This window comes from Lederbergia galactosidilytica (genome assembly GCF_017873565.1).
GTDB lineage: Bacteria > Bacillota > Bacilli > Bacillales > Bacillaceae_C > Lederbergia > Lederbergia galactosidilytica.
Genome location: NZ_JAGGKH010000006.1, coordinates 31728 through 53106 on the forward strand (window position 1 = coordinate 31728; position 21379 = coordinate 53106).

Genomic DNA, 21379 nt, shown 5'->3' on the forward strand with positions numbered 1-21379 from the left:
AAAGCCGGCTAAATAGCCGGCTTCAATTAATTATTTTTATTCTTCACTTTTCAAGTTTGCAATAAAGTCAGCAAGCTTGTCAAGATCTTCATCTGATCCATCATATTGGTCAGCAGGCATGGTTCCAATTCCGTTATGAGCAATCTCTTTCACTTCATCGACTGAGTGACCAGTGTCAATAAGCGATGGAGCTGCAGGACCACCTTCTAGATTTTCCCCATGACAGTTTATACAGCTTTGATCTGCATAAATCTTATATCCTTCTGCTTCTTTATCAATTTCTACATCTGCTTGTTCAACAATTGCCCCTTGAGCTTTTGCCGCTGCCCAATCATGGTTTGCTGCCGCTTCCCAAGTAAGATAGAAAACACCTGCAAAAGCTAGTAGCATAAAACCAGTAGCAAAAGGTCTCTTAGAAGCACGTCGTTCAGGGCCACGATCAATGAATGGTGCAAGAATAAGAGCGCCAAAAGCAAGTCCAGGAATAACTAATGTTCCAAGTACGTTATACGGACCTGAAGCATAAGTATACTTGATTAATTGATATAGAAATAAGAAATACCAGTCAGGTACAGGGATATAGCCTGTATCAGTAGGGTCCGCAATCCTTTCAAGTGGACTTGGATGGGCCACAGTGAGACATAAAAATCCAATCAGGAAAACAGCTCCTACCAACCATTCTTTTAAAAGAAAGTCCGGCCAGAAGGCTTCCGTTTTTCCTGGATATTCGGAATAGTCTTTTGGGAGATTCGATTTACGTGTGGCTGAAATACGGGAATCGCCTACAAATTTCATTCCTTTTCCACGTTTCATTTTGTCCCCTCCTTTATGTGCATTTGTTTAGTATTTTTTACAATGGTCCAGAAATTCCTTGTCTCCGGATCATAATAAAGTGGGCTGCCATTAAAGCGATAAGTGCAGCTGGTAGGAAAAATACATGGATTGCAAAGAAACGAGTTAGAGTTTGCGCCCCAACAATTGTGGGATCTCCAGCAATTAACGTTTTCAAATGCACTCCAACAAGTGGAACAGACTCAACGATATCAAGTGTTACATTTGTTGCAAACAAAGCTTTCATATCCCAAGGAAGTAAATAACCTGTTAAGCCAAGAGCAAGCATAACAAAAAAGATTAGTACACCAACTACCCAGTTTAGCTCACGTGGTTTTTTGTAAGCTCCTTGGAAGAATACGCGCAATGTATGTAGAAACATCATAACAATAACAAGACTGGCCCCCCAATGGTGCATACCGCGAACAATTTGTCCGAAAGCAACTTGATTTTGCAAATAAAATACGGATTCCCAAGCGTTTTTAATATCAGGTACATAATACATTGTTAAAAACATACCCGAAAGAATTTGTATAACGGTTATGAAAAATGTCAGTCCGCCAAAACAGTAAACAAACGCAGAAAAGTGATGAGCCGGGTTTACATGCTCTGGCACTTCATGATCTGCAATGTCTCTCCATATCGGCGTAATATCCATACGCTCGTCAATCCAGTCGTACATCTTATTCAGCAAGATATTAGCCTCCTTTACTATTTTTTGACGAATGGATTTTCAATAGGTGTTCCTAGCATCAAAAAGCCATCTTTTTCTTGTGTTGGATAAGCATCCAATGGCCCCCTTGGTGGAGTACCTGGAACGTTTTTTCCATTCTTTTCATAGAGTCCACCATGGCAAGGGCAATAGAACATATCGGGATGTTTATCGCTTCCTTCCCAGTTAACTGTACAGCCTAAATGTTTACAAATAGGTGAAAGAGCAACAATTTCGCCTTTATCATCTTTGTAAACCCACGCCGAATTCGTAACTTTTGATTCATACCAAGCATCAACTTGATCATATTCAAAATCGACACGGACTGGATCAGCCGTAATATCGGCAATTTTCTTATCCGTCATTTTGAAATCTCCAGATGCTTTCACTTGTAAAACTGGATCAATAGCGAAACGAAGCATCGGCATCAGCATTCCAGCTGCCATGAAGCCACCAACTCCGGTAAGAGTATAGCTTAAAAATTGACGTCTTGTTACAGGATTTTTGCTCATCCTTATCCCCCCTCTGTCAGTAAGGTAAGTCCAACGGACAATTCATGCACATTATTTCAAACTAGGACATCATTATGATATATCAATAAACGCGAGAGGTCAATCATATAGAAAGGCAAACATTGTCAACAATGTGGCAAATTCGTCACACTTTTCATTATCCCCAACTTTTAATCATTTTAGGGATCAACGATTTTAATTGATCTTCCATTGCTGCGTATTGATATTTTTCTTCCATATGTTCAAGAGGAATACTAGGAACATAAAATAAGGACCCTATCCCCTCTTCTTCAAGTTTGTTCCAACGTTTATCTGCTGTTAAAAAGAATACATGAGAGAAACCGCATTCTTTTGCCTGAACTCTCCATTTAGATAATAAATTCCACTCATCCTCTGGTTCTCGAATATAAGCAAAAGAGGGCAGTAACACTATTCTACCTTTAAATTGTTTCTCAAGATGGATAGAAAGGCGTTGTATAAACTCTCCTTGCTCAGCTGCTCGCTTCATATGCGAATTAAACTCTACAGGTATTAAAGGGATAAGTGCTGTATCCACATACTCTTTTTCCTGAAGAAAAATTTCAATATCTTTTACATTCCACTTCAAAAATAACCCTCTTTTCTAATATGTTCTTCTTTGTATCTTATCATTCATTTAAATTGCTTGTACAGAGATAGGCATGCTACTCGAATTGATTACATGATTCGGTAAAACTGGTGTTTTCGATTTCTATGACATTATATAATTTTCATATCACATTTAGCTAGTAATCCTTATATATCTTAATAGGCATTTCCAATTGTATATCAACTAATTATAGCTTCTTATTCATTGAGCTTTAAACATCAGACTAAATATGAAATAGAGCTAGATAAAGCAGCAAAATTTGAAATAGATTTTTCGAGCGTCTTAATAAGAATTAATTTTCAAATGCTCTGGATGATTATATTAGAAATAAACAGTAAAACACCTTCTCCTTAAGGAGAAGGTGTTCCAGCTTTCTGTAAATAATTTAGTTGTTGAACAAGTTGTGCAAATTTGGTTTTATCTCGCTGATCTAAAGCAGCATCAATCTCTTTTTGAATTTTTTCCTTTTGATGCAGTAAGATACTTTGATTCAAAAAATCCTCTGCATATTTTCTATCCTTCTCCGATAGCAGTACTTTTGTTTGTATATATGGATTTTCCTCAAGGACAGCGGCATATTGATAAGATAAATGGGCCGCTCTAAAATTAATCTGAATATAAATCTCTTCTTCTCGATTTAATCTAATATCATGAAAGGATTTTTCCGCATCTGTCGTCATAATATTTTCTTTATAGAAACGGAAAGGCACTTCTCTTGAACAATGTGTGGACATAACAAGTCCTCTAGGGCAAAATTGTGCATCTTCAACGAAATGAACTTTTTGCAATAATTGCTCATGGCTCATCAGATAATTTAGAATCCAAACAGATTCCCTTCTTTTTAATTGATAACGATTTAGAAACCAGCGGATAAATTCCTTCTTCTCGTTGACAGATACAGGGGTTTCCATTTTTATCCCTCCTCTGCGATTCAGACTAATCCTCATTCAGTCTATCCAAAATAGAAATCCATTCCTCATTTGTTGGTTCTTTTTCGGTTAATCGTTTAAAAACAGTAACTGCTTCAGATTTTTTGCCTTCTTCTAATAAAAAGTAACCATAATCTTTTAAGAAATCTTGATTATTTTTAAAATCATTATATGCAAGTTCATACTGCTTTAATGCTTCTTTATATTTTTCAATCGATTGAAAGCTTATGGCTGAATCCCAATGAAATTGTGGTTCAACACCACCTTCTTGAATAAACAGTTCCGAAATTTCCAGAACATCCTCATATCTTTCTTGATGAAGCAATAGCTTATTTAAGGTAGTAGCAGCTTCAATAAATTCGGGATCTAAGGCGAGGGAATCTCTGAAATAGTTCTCAGCTTGCTCTTCATTCCCGACCTTTAAAGAGAGTTTTCCAGCATAAAAAATTAGGTCTTTATTAAATTCATCTAATTCAATACCCGCTTTTACAGCCTCAAGAGCTTCTTCAAGTTGCTCCTCATGCTCGAAACTTTTGGCAAGGTAAAGATAAAGAGAATGATAATCAGGATCCAATTCCCTTAGCTGTTTAAATGCCTTTATAGCTAAAAGATATTGTCCTGCTTGAAAAGATGTAAGTCCATAACCGAAAAGTGTGTTTGCTTCCAATTTTCGATCCAATGCCTTCTGATAAAATGGCAAGGCTTCTTCAAAGGCTCCGCCAGCACTTAACGCTTCTGCCATACGTGAGTGAACATTCATACCTGCAAATTCCTGTTCGTCCTTTTCCAAAAGAAGTGTATAATACCTAGATGCTTCTAAAAAGCGACCTTGAGTCATATACAATTCAGCCAAAGCAAAGTCAATAACTGGCTCCTGAGGTAAGAGTTCTTTCGCAAGTAATAGTTTATGCTCGCTTACTTCATATAACCCTTGCATTTGATATAAATCGGCTTCTATTAAAAGGGCAGAAACGTATTCTGGATCATCTGATGTGATCGTTTCTAAATAAGCATAAGCTTGCTCATCATCATTCATCTCAATACTTATTTCTGCTAGTCTTAACTTAAGCTCATTTTCCTCTGGATATAACGCTAATAAACTTTCGTATAATTCCTTTGATTCAGTTAAATAACCTAACCTAGCCAGTTCTTCAGCTGATAATAGTTTTTCCTCATCTGTTCCTAGCGAAATGACTTGTTCTAATTGCTTTTCTGCTTCCGAAATATTTTCTTCCTGTAAATATTGAATCAATCGTTCTGCTGCATTCACAATAAAAATCCTCTCTAACCAGTTCTTATTTAAAAAGTCCTGTCATACGGATCGAAATTTCCCTACCAAAGCCAGGACAAAAAACGGGATTTTGGTCGATAATAACAAACTTTCCATTATTAACTGAAATATGCGGAATGATGTTGTTATCATTCCATGGTGAAAGATCATCACGTTTCGCTTGTTTTAAAACAAGGTTATAACTTATTTCGCCACCCGCTTTCAAAACTCCTTTTTTCGGATACAAACCGATTTTCTTTAGAATGTCAAGACTTAAAGGTTTGTTAGGAGATAGTGGACTTGGAAGATGATCTATCTTTTCATACTGAAGAATTTCATGCCATTTTTTTAATAATTGTCTTTTGTAAAAAAGATTTTGCCTACTGGAAACTTTAGGGATGAATATTGGTTTATTAGGATAAGCAGCTTCCCTTATCCACCCCCAGGGAATCTCTACTAATTCTTGAACATTATCCAAATCGATAAATAATGCCGGGATCATTTCCCTTTTACACATATGAACGATTTTTGCGGTCAATTTGTTCGCCTTTAAATTTACACCTAAAACATAATCGATTGGACTGTTCAAGAGTTCTAATCTTTTCTTCTCTAGCTTTTCAGTAAATTGATGCTGATATTGGATTGTAAAATCAGTCAATATACATCCACAGCCTTTTAACAAATATTCTCGTGAAAAATACGTTTTAAATGTTTCGAAGGAAAAACTAGGAATGTTGGGAGAATAAAAAACAAACGAAGGAGTAAGAAAAAAAGCTTGTACATTCAATTTCATCACATTAAATTTTGGTATCGAGTAACCAATATAACGTATTTCGTTTTTTTGAACAAGTACAGAGATTTTTTTTATATGGTTATCAGATAAGAATGTTACATCTTCCATCAAATAGCGCATCGATTCCTTCCTTTCTGTGAAGATTTTGTTCACAAAAAGCTACTTAACACAAGCTATGCTTGTTTGGAAGGAATCATGCGAAAACTTCAATCGGCTTTTTTTGTTTCTCTTTGTAATTGCGTTGCTATAATGAATTTTTCATAGGTAGATCGTAGTTGCTCTTCCCCTATTTCTTTCACAACAGGTTTCCCAATCTCTTCTAATAATATAAATCTTGGTTTATTTGCAAATGACTTTTTATCTCTTTTCATGGAGGTTATTGCTTTATCAAAGTCGAACTGTGCTGGAATTTCCAAACGATAGCCTAAAGTTACTAACCATTGTTCAAAACGATGGATGTCCATAACTAGGTCGGTTTCCGCTTCACTTAGATATAAGGCATACACCAATCCTGTCATAATTGCCTCTCCATGCGTTACTGTTCCATAGCCAGCATTCGTCTCTAATGCATGGCCTAATGTGTGCCCTAAATTTAAAACAGCACGAAGCCCATTTTCCCGTTCATCCTGATGGACAATATTTGCCTTTATTTCGATACCTTTTTTTAATATATAATTTAAATCTGTTCTACTGATTTTTGTTAAATCCGTAATAGATTCCATTAAAAAATCAAGAAATTCTTGATCAGCTATGAAAGCATGCTTAACTACTTCAGCAAACCCCGAACGAATTTCCGAGAGTGGAAGTGTCTCTAAAAGGTCGGTAAAGTAATAAACACCTTCTGGTTGGTGAAAAGCTCCCACCATATTTTTACCAAGTGGATGATTAATGCCCGTTTTTCCACCGACAGCACTATCATGCGCTAATATTGTTGTAGGAACTTGTATAAAGCGAATTCCTCTCATAAAAGTTGCGGCTACAAAACCAGCTAAATCCCCTACAGCTCCCCCACCAAAAGCAATAATACAAGATTTTCGATCAAGATCATTTTCCAATGCAAATGTAAGTGCCTCTTCATAAACAGAGAATTGTTTGGCTTGTTCACTGGCCGGCACCTTAAAGATACAATAGTCCATTATTCTAGATAAACAAGTTCTCAATTCATCTAAATGTAAACGACCTACTGTAAAATCCGTAATAATAAGGATTTTCGTATAATCCGCATTTTCCAAATGATCGGTCAGCGCTTGGAGGGAATTTTCACCAATAAAAACAGGATATGTTTTCGAAGAGGTTTCAATGTTGATTAACAAGTTTCCTTCCTCCTTCATTCAACTTCTTTTCTATAGTCATTTTCTCTATATTTATAGAACAAGTGAAGTTTAAATTTTCTTATAAAAAAAAGTATCCTCTACTTCAAACCCATATTGTTGCGGATTAAATATTTGTTCTGTGCTACCAACAAAAAGCACCCCACCTGGGGCAAGTGCTTTTGAGAATTTCTGATATAAAATATCCTTTGCTTCCTCTGTAAAATAAATAAGGACATTCCGACAAATAATTAAATGATAACCTGTACCAAAAGGGTCAGATAAAAGATTCTGTTTCTTAAATTGAACTGTTTTCTTTATATCATCGTTAATCTTATATACGGATCCATCATTAACAAAGTATTTATTTTTATCTACAGTTGGCATTTCAGCAAGAGAACGTTCAGCATAAATTCCGAGTCTTGCTCTCTCAAGTGCGCCCTCATCTAAGTCTGTGGCTAGAATAGATATCTGCGATAAAGGCATAAAACGGGATAATATCATAGATATTGTATAGGGCTCTTCACCTGTTGAAGAAGCAGAACTCCATACTTTTAAGGATTGATTTTCCTTTAATAAACGGGGCAATATTTTGTTCTCTAATGCTTCCCATCTACTTCTATTCCGATAGAATTCCGTCACATTTATCGTCATTCTATCCAAAAATTCTTCTAGAAGTGCTTGATCCTTGTCTAAACTCTGAAAGAATTCTTGGAAAGATTGAAATCCTTTTTTTTGAAAAAGAGACGTTAATCTTCTTTTCATTTGTGCTTCTTTGTACATAGATAAGTCAATTCCGGTTTTTGACTTCATTAATCTAATAAAATTCTCATAATCATGATTCAACCTTTTTCCCCTCGTCTATCTAAATTCAAAATCAAAGAACAACATACGAAGCAATGAAATCAACAGATATAAGCTTCCTGTATCATGATGCATTCTGGCTCGCCTCTCAGATGGAATCGACAGGCCATTGTTCTAAATCAGTAAGAGTCTTGTTCGGTCCATTAATCACATAAATACCTACCATTTAAGGAACTGAACTAACTACATATTTGACTCTCTTATTTTGTGTAAAAAGCCACCTGTGTAAAACAGGCGGCATTAAATTAGTAAATCCAATTATTTATTAACTTTGAATATTCCACAAGCTCGTCTTCTTTAAAGAAAAGTTTTATTTCTCTCTCAGCACTTTGCACAGAGTCTGAACCATGAATAATATTTTTCCTTACAATTAAGCCGTAATCTCCACGGATCGTGCCAGATGCCGCTTCTTGGGGATTAGTTGTTCCCATCATTAGTCTTGCAGTTGCTATAACTTGTTCTCCCTGCCAGACCATCGCAAATACTGGCCCAGAAGTAATAAATTGTACAAGCTCTGGAAAAAAAGGACGTTCCTTATGTTCTTCATAGTGGCTTTCCGCCAGCTCTTCAGAGACAGTCATTAATTTTGCTCCAATTAATTGAAAGCCCTTTGCTTCAAAGCGAGAGATTATCTCTCCGATTAATCCCCTTTGTACAGCATCAGGTTTTACCATTAAAAATGTTTTCTCCATTATAACCCTCCTGCAAAAAATCGATTACAATTGCCAAAACTTATCAAAATAATATCACTATTTCCTATTATTGACAATCCTATCAATATTTTCTTTTGCCAATATATTTCGCAATATCTTGTAACATTTTTTTTGCAGGGTTTGCGGGAAGATCATTAAGCAAGACTAAAGCCTTATTTAAATATTTTTGACTTAAATCATATGACTTTTCGATGGCATCTGAATTTTTGATATGAGTAATAATTTGCTCCATTTCTTTGGTATCAATATTTTCTCTAATCTTGAAGATTCGTTCACGAAGTTGCGTATCTTCCATAGCGTAGAGCGCGGGTAAAGTAATATTCCCTTGCCTCAGATCTTCCCCGGCAGGTTTCCCAAGGGTTTCTTCTGTAGCCGTAAAGTCAAGAATATCATCAATGATTTGATAAGACATCCCGATACAATAACCAAACCTGTAAAGGATTCTATATGTTTTTTCATCTGCTCCTGCTGATACAGCGCCAAGCTCACAACTCACCGCGATTAATAAAGCTGTTTTCCTCTTTATTCTCCGCAAATAATCTCTAATATTTTGATCAAATCGGTATTTATCTTTAATTTGTTCAATTTCTCCTTTGCACACTTCGACAATTGCTTTTGCTAAAATGCGATGTGCCATAGGATCCTCAATATTTGTCATATAATCGAGTGATCTTGCTAACATGTAATCACCCGTGTACATTGCAACCCTATCATTCCATGTATAACTTATCGTCGGACGACCTCTTCTTAAATCTGCCTCATCAATCACATCATCATGAACTAAGGAAGCCATGTGAATAAGCTCTAACGCAATAGCGGTGTTTTTAACATTATGTATATCATAGGTCCCAAATTTCGCACAGAGAAGAACAAAGATCGGGCGTATTCGTTTCCCCCCAGCCTTTAATAATTGAATGGATGCTTCCTGCAATAAATCAATATCGGAATGAATCGACTTTTCCAGCTCTTTTTCAATCAACTCTAAATCTGCTTTTAAGGGAGAATTTATTAAATTAAGTTTCATTTTATTTCCACCTGGGTCATTATTTCTTTTTGATTCCGATATGGGCTGCTGCTACACCGCCAGTAAAGGATTTATAAATAACATCCACAAATCCTACTTTCCAAAACATTTGCGCTAATTGGTTCATTCCGGGAAAATCACGTGCAGATTCTTGTAACCAGGAATATTCTTTAAAACTTTTCGCTAAAAATTTACCCATAAGCGGCATTAAAAAACGAAAGTAAAAATAATAAGCCTGACGATAAACTGGAAGGTGTGGTTGGGATGTTTCAAGACACACTGCCATCCCACCTGGTTTTAAAACTCGTTCCATTTCTTTTAAAACTTGCACATAGTCGGGAACATTTCTTAATCCGAAACCAATTGTCACATAATCAAACTGATTATCTTCAAAAGGAAGTTCCATTGCATTCCCTTGAATCAGTTCAACATTTGTAAGTTGTTCATTTTTTATTTTCTCTTGTGCCACTTGCAACATATTATGACTAAAATCTAGTCCGACTACTTTTCCTTCAGATCCTGTAGCTTTTCCGAGAGCAATAGTCCAGTCCCCTGTGCCACAACAAAGGTCTAAACAATCCTGACCGGGCTGGACATTCATTTTTTTCATCGTTTCCTTCCGCCACTTTTTATGCTGTTGGAAACTAATAACCGAATTCATTTTGTCGTAATTTTGATAAATGTTTTCAAAGACACTATGTACATGCTCTTCTTTTGGTTGTACCATTTATTTTTCCTCCACCCGCGGGCTTGAGAGATCAATGTAATCACTGTTTATCTGATTCAATCGTGTTTTTACAATTGAAGGTAATTTAGGTAAGGACATCATCATATCTTCAAGCTTTAGTTTTGATTCAGTAGCATATTTGTAACAAATACCTTCTAGCTCAGTCATTTTAGGCATATGGGGTAAGAAACAATTTGCTAAGCTTTTGAAAAAGAGATTTTCGTTGCCTGCTCTCATATTTTTGATTTCATTTAATAGTTTCTTTAAAAATAGAAATTCCTCAATCAATTCGTTGTAAACAGACGACTGATTAAAATGACCATTAAATTTTGTCAGAAGGATTGATTCCACTTGCTTAATGCTCTTCATAAAGAGCTGATCATTTCCCTTCCCCATCTGAAAAATATTTATTTTTTGTTCATTTATAATCTTAATCGCATCCGCCAAGTCTTTGATTAACTCTATATTTTGGTATCCCGCTAATAAACTATAATAAAGACCACTATAGTAATCACCGGCTAACACCTTTAACTGTTTTTCCTTTATAGATGTTAGCTGTTGTTCTGTTACCTTCTCATGCATATCGATTGCATAATGAGCGAGCATGGCGGCTGATATATATGTATCCATTTCCTCTTTCGGAATGTCCGTATTTTGTAAAGAATAGGTCAAAAACAGGATTCGATCTTCATCAATCTTCGACGGCTTGACGTATTGACTGAAATAAGGATGAAAACTCTTTTTTTCAACCCTTTTCTTTAAGTTATGAATTTGTTGCTCATAATCAAAAACCGCCATATGTTAATCCTCATTTCTATCACATTAATCAATATGTTCCTTTACACACAAAAATTATTATACCATAATGGTCTAGTGTATGGCGATTGATGATCTATAAGAATTGTACAGAACTAAAGAATAGAAGGGTAATATTAATTTTTTCAATTCCATTCCATCATAGTCATATCTAATAATTCACACCTATTAGTTTCATACAAACATTGATTCGAGAGCACCAGAGCTTTAGTATAACTTATTTCTTACAAAAAAATTGATTACGTAGTTCGTTAAAATTTTATTCATCATTTTGCCATTAAGTCTATCAAGAACTTACTTCGATCTTTCACTAGCTATTTCGCCAAAAGCCGTTAAAATCTTGGCTTCACCTCTAACTTTTATCGCGGAAGTATGTTCAGTAAATTGAGCGATCATAACTTCTCCTTGATCTAGTTTTTCTGCATGATGAAATTTGGTATCTGAGCCCCTTGTTAATCCAATCACATTCACACCATCTTCTAATGATTTAATAATAATAAAATCCGATTGTTCCTTCAATTATTACACTCCTTTGCTTCTTTCCATATTTTTAATCAACATCCAATTGCAGAAATCATATACCAGTTATTTTACTGTACATAGTAACACAAATAGTTTCCACATAAAAAGGAACTGCCTAAAATAGGCAGTTCCCTCCTACATCCTTTTACAGAATGTATGTAAAAAATAATTATTTAACAGCATCTTTAAGTGCTTTACCTGGTTTGAAAGCTGGAACCTTGCTTGCTGCAATTTCGATTTCTTCACCAGTTTGTGGGTTTCTACCTTTACGTGCAGCACGTTCGCGCACTTCAAAGTTTCCGAAACCAATCAATGCTACCTTATCGCCATTAGCTAGTGTATCTTGAATAGATTGAAATACGGCATCAACCGCTTTAGTTGCATCCTTTTTGGAAAGCTCAGCTGCTTCGGCAACAGAATTAATAAGTTCAGTTTTGTTCATGCCTTTCACCTCCTCCTAAAAAATAGAGAAAACTAGTTCCTCAACTGCTATTACATTTGTAAACAATTTTATGAATTTCTAAACATTAAGAGGTAGAAATCCTATCACAATCACTGATAATCAGGGATTCATCAGCAATTCTGTTTAAAAGATTAACATATTAAATATCGGTTAGCAAGATTTAATGCTGAGAAAAATGGAAAAGATGCCGAATTTCGTCAAATTCGGCATCTTTTTCAATAACAAGTATATTTTTGCGCGTCACTTTCATTTAATTCAGTGTATTACTAATGTTTAATTCACTTTACAATCTTCTTTTTTTCCTTACAAAATAATGGCAATTAAGCCGCCTGATCCCTCATTTATAATTCTTTCGAGTGTCTCTTTTAGCTTATATCGAGCATTTTCCGGCATCATCGCAATCTTCCCTTGAATACCTTCTCTCACAAGCGAACTTAAACTTCTACCGAAAATATCTGAATTCCATATCGATAATGGATCATCTTCAAAGTCTTGCATTAAATAGCGGACAAGTTCTTCACTTTGTTTTTCTGTACCGATAATTGGGGAGAATTCTGACTCAACATCCACTTTAATCATGTGAATAGAAGGTGCTACTGCTTTTAATCTCACCCCAAATCTTGATCCTTGTCTGATGATCTCCGGCTCATCCAGACTCATATCTGTTAAGGACGGTGCGGCAATACCATACCCCGTTTGTTTTACCATAACTAGTGCGTCTGCGATTTGATCGTATTCCCTTTTTGCATCAGCGAAGTCTTGCATTAATTCTAATAAATGGTCTTTCCCTCTGACCTCGACTCCTACTATTTCTTTTAACACATCATCATACAGTTCATCTGGAGCAAATAAATCAATTTCTGCAATTCCTTGCCCCATATCTACTCCTGCCAAACCAGCATTATGAATATAATCATATTCATAGAATTGTTGAACAACACGATCTACGTCACGTAAACGTTTGATATCTTTTACTGTTTCTTTTACGGCTTCTTGATAATTCGATCTTAACCAATGATCTTCTTTTAAAACCATTACCCAGCTAGGTAAGTTCACATTGACTTCAAGTACCGGAAATTCATAGAGTGCTTCTCTTAAGACACTCATCACATCTTCTTCTCTCATCCCTTCAACAGACATAGCAAGTACAGGGATATCATATTTATCTTCCAATTCCTTTCTCAATGCCTCTGTTTCAGTATGATGTGGCCGAGAAGAGTTGATAACCATGATAAAAGGTTTCCCCACTTCCTTTAGCTCATCTATCACACGTTCTTCTGCATCAATATAATCGCTGCGAGGAATTTCTCCAATCGTGCCATCTGTTGTAATTACAACACCTAAAACAGAATGTTCTTGAATCACTTTTCTAGTGCCAATCTCGGCCGCTTCATGAAATGAAATTGGATCTTCGTACCATGGTGTGTGGATCATCCTAGGCCCATTCTCATCTTCGTAACCTTTTGCACCTGGGACTGTATATCCAACGCAATCTACAAGCCTTACATTCACTTCTAGCCCCTCATCCACCTGTACAGTGACTGCTTGATTTGGAACAAATTTCGGTTCCGTCGTCATAATCGTTCTTCCTGCAGCACTTTGTGGAAGTTCATCTTGTGCCCTTGCCCGATCTGCTTCACTTTTAATATTCGGTAGAACAGCCAATTCCATAAATTTCTTAATGAATGTGGACTTACCTGTACGAACAGCTCCTACTACTCCCAAATAGATGTCCCCGCCCGTTCTTTCTGCAATATCTTTAAAAATATCCACCTTTTCCAAGAGGTTCCCTCCTATCATTAAGTTCAAGGGACAAACCATAATAGACGCTCGTCAATATATGTTTATGATGTTGTCCGATTCTCATATGACCATAATTATTACCAATTAAAAAATCCTTCTTCCACATTATATTTAGTGAAAGAAGGAATATTCCTATTTAGCCATATAAATCGGTTCATTGTTTTCATCTACTGTATAAGGCAAAGAATAAGCTGGAACAAATGGGGAATCTTTCGTAAGAATATTGATTATATTATCACCATTTTGATAGGATTCGTTACTGTCTTTTAATACCTGGTACAAATCACTTATATAATCAACATATATTTCTCCTTTTCCATCCATTACAAATGATAAGTTATTATGACTAAAGGGAGACTCTACATATGGTTCACTTTTATAGCCTAACTGCGAAAAATCTACTGAGTAAACGTTATCTGCCAACGCTTCTTTGAATGGAGGATATTTATGTGCCTGAAGCCTTATTTTTATTTCTCTTATTTTTTCAGCTATCCTTAAATCAACCAACTTAACAGTAGGATCTGTCTCAACATCGATTAACACATACTGAAAAATGCCTCCACTCTCAAAAGAATTTCCCGGCGGGGAAGACAAATAATTTGGAACAATTTGCGAAAAATCGATAGGGTATTTTATGTATATAGGTGTATCTTGATCACGGGTTTTAATCGGCAAAATCCCATCTTTTTCATCTTGAAATTGCTCCACTACCTTTTGAACGGAATCAAGTTGGTCTTCATATGGGATTTTATTTTCCGCTTTTCTTTCATCAGGATACATACAACCTGATAAGATTAATATAAGAAATAATGGCATAATAAATCGTAATTTCATACATGTTCATCCTTTCAAACTACTAGCGCCAATCATTAAAATCAAGTAAATTTAATAAGTCGGTCCAGACAGGACAATGAATAGTGTAATTAATCCCCCGATAATTAAACATAACCAACCTACAATACCTATTATTATTTTAATCCACTTATTTTTCAATTTATAGCGAACTAAATACATTGCGAACATGGCTACAGCGAATAACCCCATACCCACAATAGAAATCCACATTTTTTGCATAGAAACTGACATTTTCTTTCCTCCGTTATTCCTTTGATCGAATTTATTCTATCTAGAAGATCGAACCATTAAGGCTTTGTTTTATTATAACATTTTTCAGTATGTAGAAATAAAAACTTAGTGACACTTCAATTACGATTTATTTAGCATAAAAAATATGAAGCAAGGCGAACTCCTTGCTCCATAGTGACAACCCAGTACCCATACCGGTAGTTCAAGCTTATCGCTTCAAACATAGTATATGCAATAAAATCAATAACGCATCATCTATTGCCTATACTTAACTCTGTTCCATTTGGGCACTCAAAATATCTACAAGCTCTTCCATTTCATTTTTCTTTAGTCGCCCCATCAATCTCTCGACAGCTTCTTTCGCGTCCACACGATTAAAGAGTACATGATAAAGCATTTCAGCAATCGGCATTTGGCAATGGTATTTTTGAGCAAGTTGATAAGCGGCCTTTGTTGTCCTTACACCTTCTACAATCATCCCCATATTTTGAAGTACATCCTCTAGGTTTTGCCCTTGCCCAAGCATATGTCCAGCTCTCCAATTTCGTGAGTGGACACTTGTACATGTAACAATTAAATCACCAACACCAGTAAGACCGGAGAATGTTAATGGGTTTGCCCCCATTTTGGTCCCAAGGCGAGAAATTTCGGCCAATCCTCTTGTAATAAGAGCAGCCTTAGCATTATCACCAAAACCTAGTCCATCAGATACTCCTGCTGCAAGCGCGATAATATTCTTTAATGCGCCCCCAATCTCTACCCCAATTAAATCTGGGTTTGTGTAGACACGGAAATTCTGATTCATAAATAGATCGCGTACATTCTCAGCGATTTCCATATTCTTAGCAGAAACAGTCACTATTGTAGGATGTCTCAAGCTAACTTCTTCCGCATGACTTGGTCCGGACAAAGCTACAATTTCCTTAAGGATACTCTTTGGAACTTCTTGTTCAAAGATTTCCGAAATACGTAATAATGTATCTGGCTCAATCCCTTTACTTACATGAACAAAAACAAGTGGCTTTTGTTGAAATTTAAGAATTGCTCTCAATTGCTCTCTTATTGCCTTTGTAGGTACAGCTACAATTACAGTCTCTACCCCTTCTAATGCCTCTTCCAGCGAAGTGGTAGCAACAATATTTTCTGGCAAAGAAATATCCGGAAGATATTTTGAGTTTCGATGTTCTGTATTAATCTCTTGTTTTTGCGAATCATTTCTCGATAACAATGTTACTTCGTGTCCATTATCGGCTAAAACTAGGGCAAGAGCTGTTCCCCAACTGCCAGCACCAATAACCGTAAGTTTTTCTTGTTTAATAGTCAAATTGTTCACCTACTCTTTAGTTGTTCCGTCTTACGTTCTTGCTCTAGCAATCATCTTTATAGGAGTTCCTTCAAAGCCAAAGGCTTCCCGTATCCGATTTTCTAAGAATCGCTCATAAGAAAAGTGCATAAGTTCTGGATCGTTTACAAAAACAATAAAAGTTGGTGGTTTGACTCCAACTTGGGTAGCATATAAAATTTTTAATCTACGCCCTTTATCAGTTGGTGCTGGGTTACGGGCAATAGCATCCATAATAATCTCATTCAAGACACTTGATTGGACTCGTAAAGAGTGATTTTCACTCGCCATTTTGATAACAGGAGGCAAAGTTGTAAGTCTTTTCCTTGTTTTAGCAGATACAAAGACAATCGGTGCATAGTCGAGAAATTGGAAATGAGCCCTGATTTGTTCTTCAAAATTCCTCATTGTTTTATCGTCTTTTTCAACAACATCCCATTTATTCACTACAATAATGATTCCTCTACCGGCTTCATGGGCATAACCAGCTATCTTTTTATCCTGCTCCAAGATTCCTTCTTCGCCATTCAACACAACAAGTACAATATCTGACCGATCAATCGCCTTTAAGGCTCTGAGAACACTATATTTTTCTGTCTTCTCATAAACTTTGCCTTTTTTCCTCATCCCTGCTGTATCAATAATCGTATATTTCTGCCCTTCATACTCATAGGCCGAATCTGTCGCATCCCGTGTCGTTCCCGCAATATCGCTCACAATCACGCGATCTTCACCAAGCAATGCATTCACAATAGACGATTTCCCAACATTAGGACGGCCAATTAAACTAAATTTGATGATATCTTCATCATCATTTTCTTCCAAGTCATTCGGAAAATGTCGAACAACCTCATCTAGCATATCTCCTAGTCCCAACCCATGTGAGCCAGATATAGGATAGGGTTCTCCAAATCCTAGTGAATAAAACTCAAAAATATCTGTTCTCATTTCCGGATTATCCACTTTATTAACAGCTAGAACCACTGGTTTTTTCGAGCGAAATAAAATTTTTCCCACTTCTTCATCCGTAGATGTGATTCCTTCCCGAGCACTTACTATAAAAATTATGACATCTGCTTCTTCAATAGCTAATTCAGCCTGCTCACGTATTTCAACTAAAAAAGGGGCATCCCCCATATCAATTCCACCCGTATCAATTAAATGGAACTCATGTGTTAACCACTCGCCTGTTCCATAAATCCGATCTCGAGTTACACCTGGTGAATCTTCTACGATGGAGATCCGCTCTCCGACAATTCTATTAAAAATAGTAGACTTCCCTACGTTAGGGCGCCCTACAATTGCTACCGTAGCCTTTGCCATATCATCATCACTCACTTTAAGTCAAATTCAAAATCTTTTCTTTTAATGAAGTTTGGATAAATTTTTCTGTGAACACAATCTTCTTTTCCTTGCGTCCAAAATAAACACCTTTTACTCCACTCATATTATACAGTCAAGCTAGACGTATAATCCACAATATACCATTTTATAAATATCTAGACAACGAAAATAAAAAAATGATGATTTAATGTAAAACTTTTTTATTTTTATTTACTTTCATCAACACAAAAATCTTTGAAAAAACGTAGCTAATCGTGATTGTAAATAAAGTAATCGATAATATATCGAATATTTCTAAAGAACCGATTAAATAAGGTATTTCCCATTTAGATAAAATAATGGCTAAAAAAAATTCCCCTTGTATAACACCGAGACAAATAAACAAGACTCTTTCTAAAAAGTTAAATGGAAAAACAAAATAGCTCACTATGATCAATAATAAAGACAATAATATTCTTCTGTCCACTATCATGAGGATTGGGTCATATAATTCAAATAAGCGAACACCTGTGTAACCTAATATGAGAGAGAAAACGGATATAAACAAAACAAGTTGTTTTTTCAGAGGTAACTTAACTATGATCAAATAACAAGTGATTAATACAATACAACTTTGTCCGCTCATTATAAAACCAAAAATAGAAAGTTTTAATGGTAGACAAATAATTATCACAAGTGCAAATAAGGCAATCGCCCAACGATGTACTTCTTGTTTATCCATTAAAAAGGTAGCAAAAATCCATATTCCCCAAATAAAAAGTAAAAATATGCTTCCTGGCATTTAACCACCTCCCTTTCCCATTATAGGAAAGGAAAGCAAAATTTAATCAGTTGCTATACCCCAAAATTGAAAAAAAGAGAACGAAGACAGTGAATTACTATTGATTTTCTATATAAATAAATAGAAGGTGTTGCTAGTTTGCAACACCTTCTTCCTTCAACTAAAGAGTAACCTTGCAAGGCCTACTCCTTATTACTAATTTAGTTTTTAAAATTCTTTAATTTATCTCCAATCATGTCACTTAACTGAAAGCCTGAAGTCTCTTCAGGAAGCTCATAATCATGATTATTGTCTTCTTGTTCTTCAAGTTCTTTAATACTTAATGAAAGACGTTGTTCACCTTCATTAACATCCAATACTTTTACCTGAACAGCTTGTCCCTCTTCCAAAACTTCCTGTGGAGTTCCAATATGTTTATGCGAGATTTGCGAAATATGAACTAATCCTTCTACCCCAGGTAACACTTCAACAAAAGCACCAAAAGATACTAGTCGTTTTACAGTTCCTTCAAGAACTGAACCTACAGGGGCTTTTTCCGAGATATTTTCCCATGGTCCTGGCAACGTTTCTTTAATAGACAGAGAAATACGTTCATTATCTCGATCTACCGATAAAACCTTAACAGTAACTTTTTCACCCTCTTGTACCACTTCAGAAGGTTTGTCAATATGTTGATGGGAAAGTTGCGAAATATGCACTAAGCCATCCACTCCACCAATATCAACGAAAGCTCCGAAATCTGTTAATCTTTGTACAGTTCCTTCAAGAACCTGGTCTGCCGACAACTTCTCTAATATATTCTTTCTCTCTTGTTTCTTCTTTTCTTCGATAACAGCACGATGTGAAAGTATAAGTCTGTTTTTATCCTTATCCAATTCTACAATTTTAAAAGAAAGCGTTTTTCCTTGATATTCCGAGAAATCCTCAACATAATGATCTTCTACCATAGATGCAGGCACAAATCCTCTAACTCCTAGGTCAACAACTAGACCACCTTTGACAATTTCATTTACTTCAGCATCAAAAATTTCACTATTTTGATAGCGTTCTTCCAACTTTTCCCAAGCTTTTTCTGCATCTACTTTTCGTTTAGAGAGAACCAAAAGTTCTTCTTCCACTTTTGTCACAATTAAATCAAGAACATCTCCCTCGTTGACAACATCCGATGCCTTTTCAACATGGAGGCTGGATAGTTCACTAATCGGGATGATACCATCAAGCTTACTTCCCTCAATATCGACAAGTACTTGTTTTTCCTCGATTTTAGTGACAGTTCCTTTCACTTGATCTCCCTCAGAGAAATTTCTCACTTCAATATCATTCATTTCCTCGGGCATATGTACTCCTCCTATCGGCTTTAAAAATACAAGAATTAATGAAATTTCTTTCTTTTTAAGTTAATTTCAAATCATCCTCTTATTAACTTCTTACAAATGGTTACGTTTGTCAAGTAATTGTAACTATATGTGACAATATTCAATTAACGAGAATGTTCATCTAAAAGTTTTTGGATTTCTGACATGATTACTTCTGTCGCGACATCGGCTGGGGTTTTGTTTTTGCGAATTTCCGTAAAATCTATTGGTTTGCCAAAAACAATTTTTTGCTTTTTAAATGGCTTGTATGGACCAATTACAGCACAAGGAAGTATATGAGCATTTGAACGTAAAGCAAAGAAACCTGCACCGGCTAATCCCTTACCAAGCTCACCGGTTAAACTTCTAGTTCCCTCAGGAAATAATCCAACAACTTTATCTTCCTTTAATAATTTTAAACCATTTCTTAAAGCTTCGCGATCACTCATCCCTCGTTTAACTGGAAAAGCATTGATTGCGTTCATTAATTTTTTGGTTGCTCCCTTTTGAAATAATTCCGCTTTTGCCATAAAATGAACCGGTCTAGGAGCAGACATCCCTACTGTTGGTGGATCTAGGTTACTAATATGATTGGAGCAAAGGAGGACTCCACCTTCTTTTGGAAAGTGCTCAAGCCCAATCACTTCAACCCGATAAAGGGGTTTGAAAATAACTTTGACAACGCCTTTTGCAAAATCGTAAAAAGCCACTAGTCCCCCATCCTTTCGTTGGCTAATTGATAAATTTGATCAGCCACCTCGGAAATAGAGAGGAATGAAGTGTCGATTTCAATCGCGTCTTCTGCTTTTCTTAACGGAGAGACTTCTCGTTCAGAATCTTGTTGATCACGTAAACTAATTTCTTTTTTTAGTTTTTCAAGATCTGAAGCATAGCCTTTTTCAATATTTTCCAAATGCCTTCTTTCTGCCCGCACTTCAACACTAGCGACCAAAAATACTTTTAATTCCGCGTTTGGCAAAACTTCTGTCCCAATATCCCGTCCGTCCATCACAACACCGCCGGCTTGTCCTAATGCCTTTTGTTGTTTGACCATTTTTTCCCGAACAAGACGATGGGCAGCTACGGTTGATACTGTATTCGTTACTGCATCTTCCCGGATAATGTTTGTAATATCTTTTCCATCAACTATAACAAGTTGTCCTGTTTTAGATGGAGATAGTTCTATGGCTGTATTGGATAGTAAATCAGCTAATGCTTGATCATTTTGTATATTAATATTTTCTTCCAAAGCTTTATATGTTAAAGCTCTGTACATAGCCCCTGTATCAACGTATATATAGGACATTTTCTCAGCCACAATTTTGGCCACAGTACTTTTCCCAGCGCCAGCTGGTCCATCAATAGCAATACTAATTTTATTCAAATTCAAATTCAACTTCCTTCACCTGCTTGCTTCATATAAATATGATTTTAGTTTATTTTTATATTATCATATAACGCAATAAATTCCTCCCTAAATATATAGAGAAATTTATTTAGGCTAATATACAGGTGAACACTATATGGATGGAACAAATTGTACTATAATTGTTG

At 35.9% G+C, this 21379-nt stretch carries 24 protein-coding genes; all 24 read right to left on the reverse strand.

Going from position 1 to position 21379, the window contains the following annotated elements:
* Nucleotides 1–36: 36 nt before the first annotated feature.
* The 24 genes from J2Z23_RS07625 to cmk all read right to left on the reverse strand — a co-directional run bounded on the left by J2Z23_RS07625 (nucleotide 37) and on the right by cmk (nucleotide 21209).
* Nucleotides 37–813 (reverse strand): menaquinol-cytochrome c reductase cytochrome b/c subunit, encoded by a 777-nt coding sequence (locus J2Z23_RS07625; RefSeq protein WP_057988260.1) that lies wholly within the window; start codon nucleotides 811–813, stop codon nucleotides 37–39.
* 37 nt (nucleotides 814–850) lie between these two features.
* Nucleotides 851–1525, reverse strand: coding sequence for a menaquinol-cytochrome c reductase cytochrome b subunit (gene qcrB / locus J2Z23_RS07630; protein ID WP_057988262.1), 675 nt, complete (start codon nucleotides 1523–1525; stop codon nucleotides 851–853).
* 17 nt (nucleotides 1526–1542) lie between these two features.
* Nucleotides 1543–2055, reverse strand: coding sequence for a QcrA and Rieske domain-containing protein (locus J2Z23_RS07635; protein WP_057988264.1), 513 nt, complete (start codon nucleotides 2053–2055; stop codon nucleotides 1543–1545).
* A gap of 157 nt (nucleotides 2056–2212) precedes the next feature.
* On the reverse strand, nucleotides 2213–2662 hold the full coding sequence (locus tag J2Z23_RS07640; RefSeq protein WP_057988266.1) for a YpiF family protein: 450 nt from the start codon (nucleotides 2660–2662) through the stop codon (nucleotides 2213–2215).
* A gap of 371 nt (nucleotides 2663–3033) precedes the next feature.
* A complete protein-coding gene (locus J2Z23_RS07645) occupies nucleotides 3034–3594 on the reverse strand; it encodes a ReoY family proteolytic degradation factor (protein WP_057988267.1) in 561 nt (186 codons plus the stop codon).
* 25 nt (nucleotides 3595–3619) lie between these two features.
* Complete coding sequence (locus J2Z23_RS07650; RefSeq protein ID WP_057994294.1) at nucleotides 3620–4882, reverse strand: tetratricopeptide repeat protein; 1263 nt, start codon at nucleotides 4880–4882, stop codon at nucleotides 3620–3622.
* A gap of 25 nt (nucleotides 4883–4907) precedes the next feature.
* A complete protein-coding gene (locus J2Z23_RS07655; protein WP_064468332.1) occupies nucleotides 4908–5795 on the reverse strand; it encodes a hypothetical protein in 888 nt (295 codons plus the stop codon).
* Nucleotides 5796–5881: 86 nt separating this feature from the next.
* Complete coding sequence (aroB, locus tag J2Z23_RS07660) at nucleotides 5882–6988, reverse strand: 3-dehydroquinate synthase (protein WP_238482662.1); 1107 nt, start codon at nucleotides 6986–6988, stop codon at nucleotides 5882–5884.
* 69 nt (nucleotides 6989–7057) lie between these two features.
* Nucleotides 7058–7831 carry a CheR family methyltransferase gene (locus J2Z23_RS07665; protein WP_209973603.1) on the reverse strand — a complete coding sequence of 258 codons (774 nt, stop codon included), beginning with the start codon at nucleotides 7829–7831 and terminating at the stop codon, nucleotides 7058–7060.
* A gap of 263 nt (nucleotides 7832–8094) precedes the next feature.
* Nucleotides 8095–8541: a nucleoside-diphosphate kinase gene (ndk, locus tag J2Z23_RS07670; protein ID WP_057988275.1), complete on the reverse strand. Its 447-nt coding sequence runs from the start codon at nucleotides 8539–8541 to the stop codon at nucleotides 8095–8097.
* A gap of 82 nt (nucleotides 8542–8623) precedes the next feature.
* Nucleotides 8624–9586: a heptaprenyl diphosphate synthase component II gene (gene hepT, locus J2Z23_RS07675; protein ID WP_057988277.1), complete on the reverse strand. Its 963-nt coding sequence runs from the start codon at nucleotides 9584–9586 to the stop codon at nucleotides 8624–8626.
* Nucleotides 9587–9605: 19 nt separating this feature from the next.
* A complete protein-coding gene (locus J2Z23_RS07680) occupies nucleotides 9606–10313 on the reverse strand; it encodes a demethylmenaquinone methyltransferase (RefSeq protein ID WP_057988279.1) in 708 nt (235 codons plus the stop codon).
* Nucleotides 10314–11111 carry a heptaprenyl diphosphate synthase component 1 gene (locus J2Z23_RS07685; RefSeq protein ID WP_057988281.1) on the reverse strand — a complete coding sequence of 266 codons (798 nt, stop codon included), beginning with the start codon at nucleotides 11109–11111 and terminating at the stop codon, nucleotides 10314–10316. It abuts the gene before it with no gap.
* Nucleotides 11112–11423: 312 nt separating this feature from the next.
* Nucleotides 11424–11648, reverse strand: a complete 225-nt coding sequence (gene mtrB, locus J2Z23_RS07690) for a trp RNA-binding attenuation protein MtrB (RefSeq protein ID WP_057988283.1) — start codon at nucleotides 11646–11648, stop codon at nucleotides 11424–11426.
* A 172-nt stretch (nucleotides 11649–11820) separates the two neighbouring features.
* Complete coding sequence (locus tag J2Z23_RS07695) at nucleotides 11821–12093, reverse strand: HU family DNA-binding protein (protein WP_057988285.1); 273 nt, start codon at nucleotides 12091–12093, stop codon at nucleotides 11821–11823.
* A 324-nt stretch (nucleotides 12094–12417) separates the two neighbouring features.
* Nucleotides 12418–13896 (reverse strand): stage IV sporulation protein A, encoded by a 1479-nt coding sequence (gene spoIVA, locus J2Z23_RS07700; RefSeq protein WP_057988287.1) that lies wholly within the window; start codon nucleotides 13894–13896, stop codon nucleotides 12418–12420.
* Nucleotides 13897–14049: 153 nt separating this feature from the next.
* A complete protein-coding gene (locus J2Z23_RS07705; protein WP_057988289.1) occupies nucleotides 14050–14751 on the reverse strand; it encodes a hypothetical protein in 702 nt (233 codons plus the stop codon).
* A gap of 51 nt (nucleotides 14752–14802) precedes the next feature.
* Nucleotides 14803–15003 carry a DUF2768 domain-containing protein gene (locus J2Z23_RS07710; protein WP_057988291.1) on the reverse strand — a complete coding sequence of 67 codons (201 nt, stop codon included), beginning with the start codon at nucleotides 15001–15003 and terminating at the stop codon, nucleotides 14803–14805.
* A gap of 268 nt (nucleotides 15004–15271) precedes the next feature.
* A complete protein-coding gene (locus tag J2Z23_RS07715; RefSeq protein WP_209973605.1) occupies nucleotides 15272–16327 on the reverse strand; it encodes an NAD(P)H-dependent glycerol-3-phosphate dehydrogenase in 1056 nt (351 codons plus the stop codon).
* Nucleotides 16328–16357: 30 nt separating this feature from the next.
* Nucleotides 16358–17668: a ribosome biogenesis GTPase Der gene (gene der / locus J2Z23_RS07720; RefSeq protein WP_057989247.1), complete on the reverse strand. Its 1311-nt coding sequence runs from the start codon at nucleotides 17666–17668 to the stop codon at nucleotides 16358–16360.
* Between the two features lie 205 nt (nucleotides 17669–17873).
* Nucleotides 17874–18470, reverse strand: a complete 597-nt coding sequence (locus J2Z23_RS07725; protein WP_057994897.1) for a YphA family membrane protein — start codon at nucleotides 18468–18470, stop codon at nucleotides 17874–17876.
* 200 nt (nucleotides 18471–18670) lie between these two features.
* On the reverse strand, nucleotides 18671–19807 hold the full coding sequence (gene rpsA / locus J2Z23_RS07730) for a 30S ribosomal protein S1 (protein ID WP_057989243.1): 1137 nt from the start codon (nucleotides 19805–19807) through the stop codon (nucleotides 18671–18673).
* A gap of 143 nt (nucleotides 19808–19950) precedes the next feature.
* On the reverse strand, nucleotides 19951–20535 hold the full coding sequence (locus J2Z23_RS07735) for a lysophospholipid acyltransferase family protein (RefSeq protein ID WP_057989241.1): 585 nt from the start codon (nucleotides 20533–20535) through the stop codon (nucleotides 19951–19953).
* Complete coding sequence (gene cmk / locus J2Z23_RS07740) at nucleotides 20535–21209, reverse strand: (d)CMP kinase (RefSeq protein WP_057989255.1); 675 nt, start codon at nucleotides 21207–21209, stop codon at nucleotides 20535–20537. Before cmk ends, J2Z23_RS07735 begins: the two co-directional genes overlap by 1 nt.
* Between the last annotated feature and the right edge of the window lie 170 nt (nucleotides 21210–21379).

Excerpts from the sequence above, each read along its gene's own strand:
- J2Z23_RS07625 (WP_057988260.1), bottom strand. The coding sequence starts at position 813 with ATGAAACGTGGAAAAGGAATGAAATTTGTAGGCGATTCCCGTATTTCA.
- J2Z23_RS07635 (WP_057988264.1), bottom strand. The coding sequence starts at position 2,055 with ATGAGCAAAAATCCTGTAACAAGACGTCAATTTTTAAGCTATACTCTT.
- J2Z23_RS07645 (WP_057988267.1), bottom strand. The coding sequence starts at position 3,594 with ATGGAAACCCCTGTATCTGTCAACGAGAAGAAGGAATTTATCCGCTGG.
- J2Z23_RS07655 (WP_064468332.1), bottom strand. The coding sequence starts at position 5,795 with ATGCGCTATTTGATGGAAGATGTAACATTCTTATCTGATAACCATATA.
- ndk (WP_057988275.1), bottom strand. The coding sequence starts at position 8,541 with ATGGAGAAAACATTTTTAATGGTAAAACCTGATGCTGTACAAAGGGGA.
- hepT (WP_057988277.1), bottom strand. The coding sequence starts at position 9,586 with ATGAAACTTAATTTAATAAATTCTCCCTTAAAAGCAGATTTAGAGTTG.
- J2Z23_RS07680 (WP_057988279.1), bottom strand. The coding sequence starts at position 10,313 with ATGGTACAACCAAAAGAAGAGCATGTACATAGTGTCTTTGAAAACATT.
- J2Z23_RS07685 (WP_057988281.1), bottom strand. The coding sequence starts at position 11,111 with ATGGCGGTTTTTGATTATGAGCAACAAATTCATAACTTAAAGAAAAGG.
- J2Z23_RS07695 (WP_057988285.1), bottom strand. The coding sequence starts at position 12,093 with ATGAACAAAACTGAACTTATTAATTCTGTTGCCGAAGCAGCTGAGCTT.
- J2Z23_RS07705 (WP_057988289.1), bottom strand. The coding sequence starts at position 14,751 with ATGAAATTACGATTTATTATGCCATTATTTCTTATATTAATCTTATCA.
- J2Z23_RS07710 (WP_057988291.1), bottom strand. The coding sequence starts at position 15,003 with ATGTCAGTTTCTATGCAAAAAATGTGGATTTCTATTGTGGGTATGGGG.
- der (WP_057989247.1), bottom strand. The coding sequence starts at position 17,668 with ATGGCAAAGGCTACGGTAGCAATTGTAGGGCGCCCTAACGTAGGGAAG.
- J2Z23_RS07725 (WP_057994897.1), bottom strand. The coding sequence starts at position 18,470 with ATGCCAGGAAGCATATTTTTACTTTTTATTTGGGGAATATGGATTTTT.
- rpsA (WP_057989243.1), bottom strand. The coding sequence starts at position 19,807 with ATGCCCGAGGAAATGAATGATATTGAAGTGAGAAATTTCTCTGAGGGA.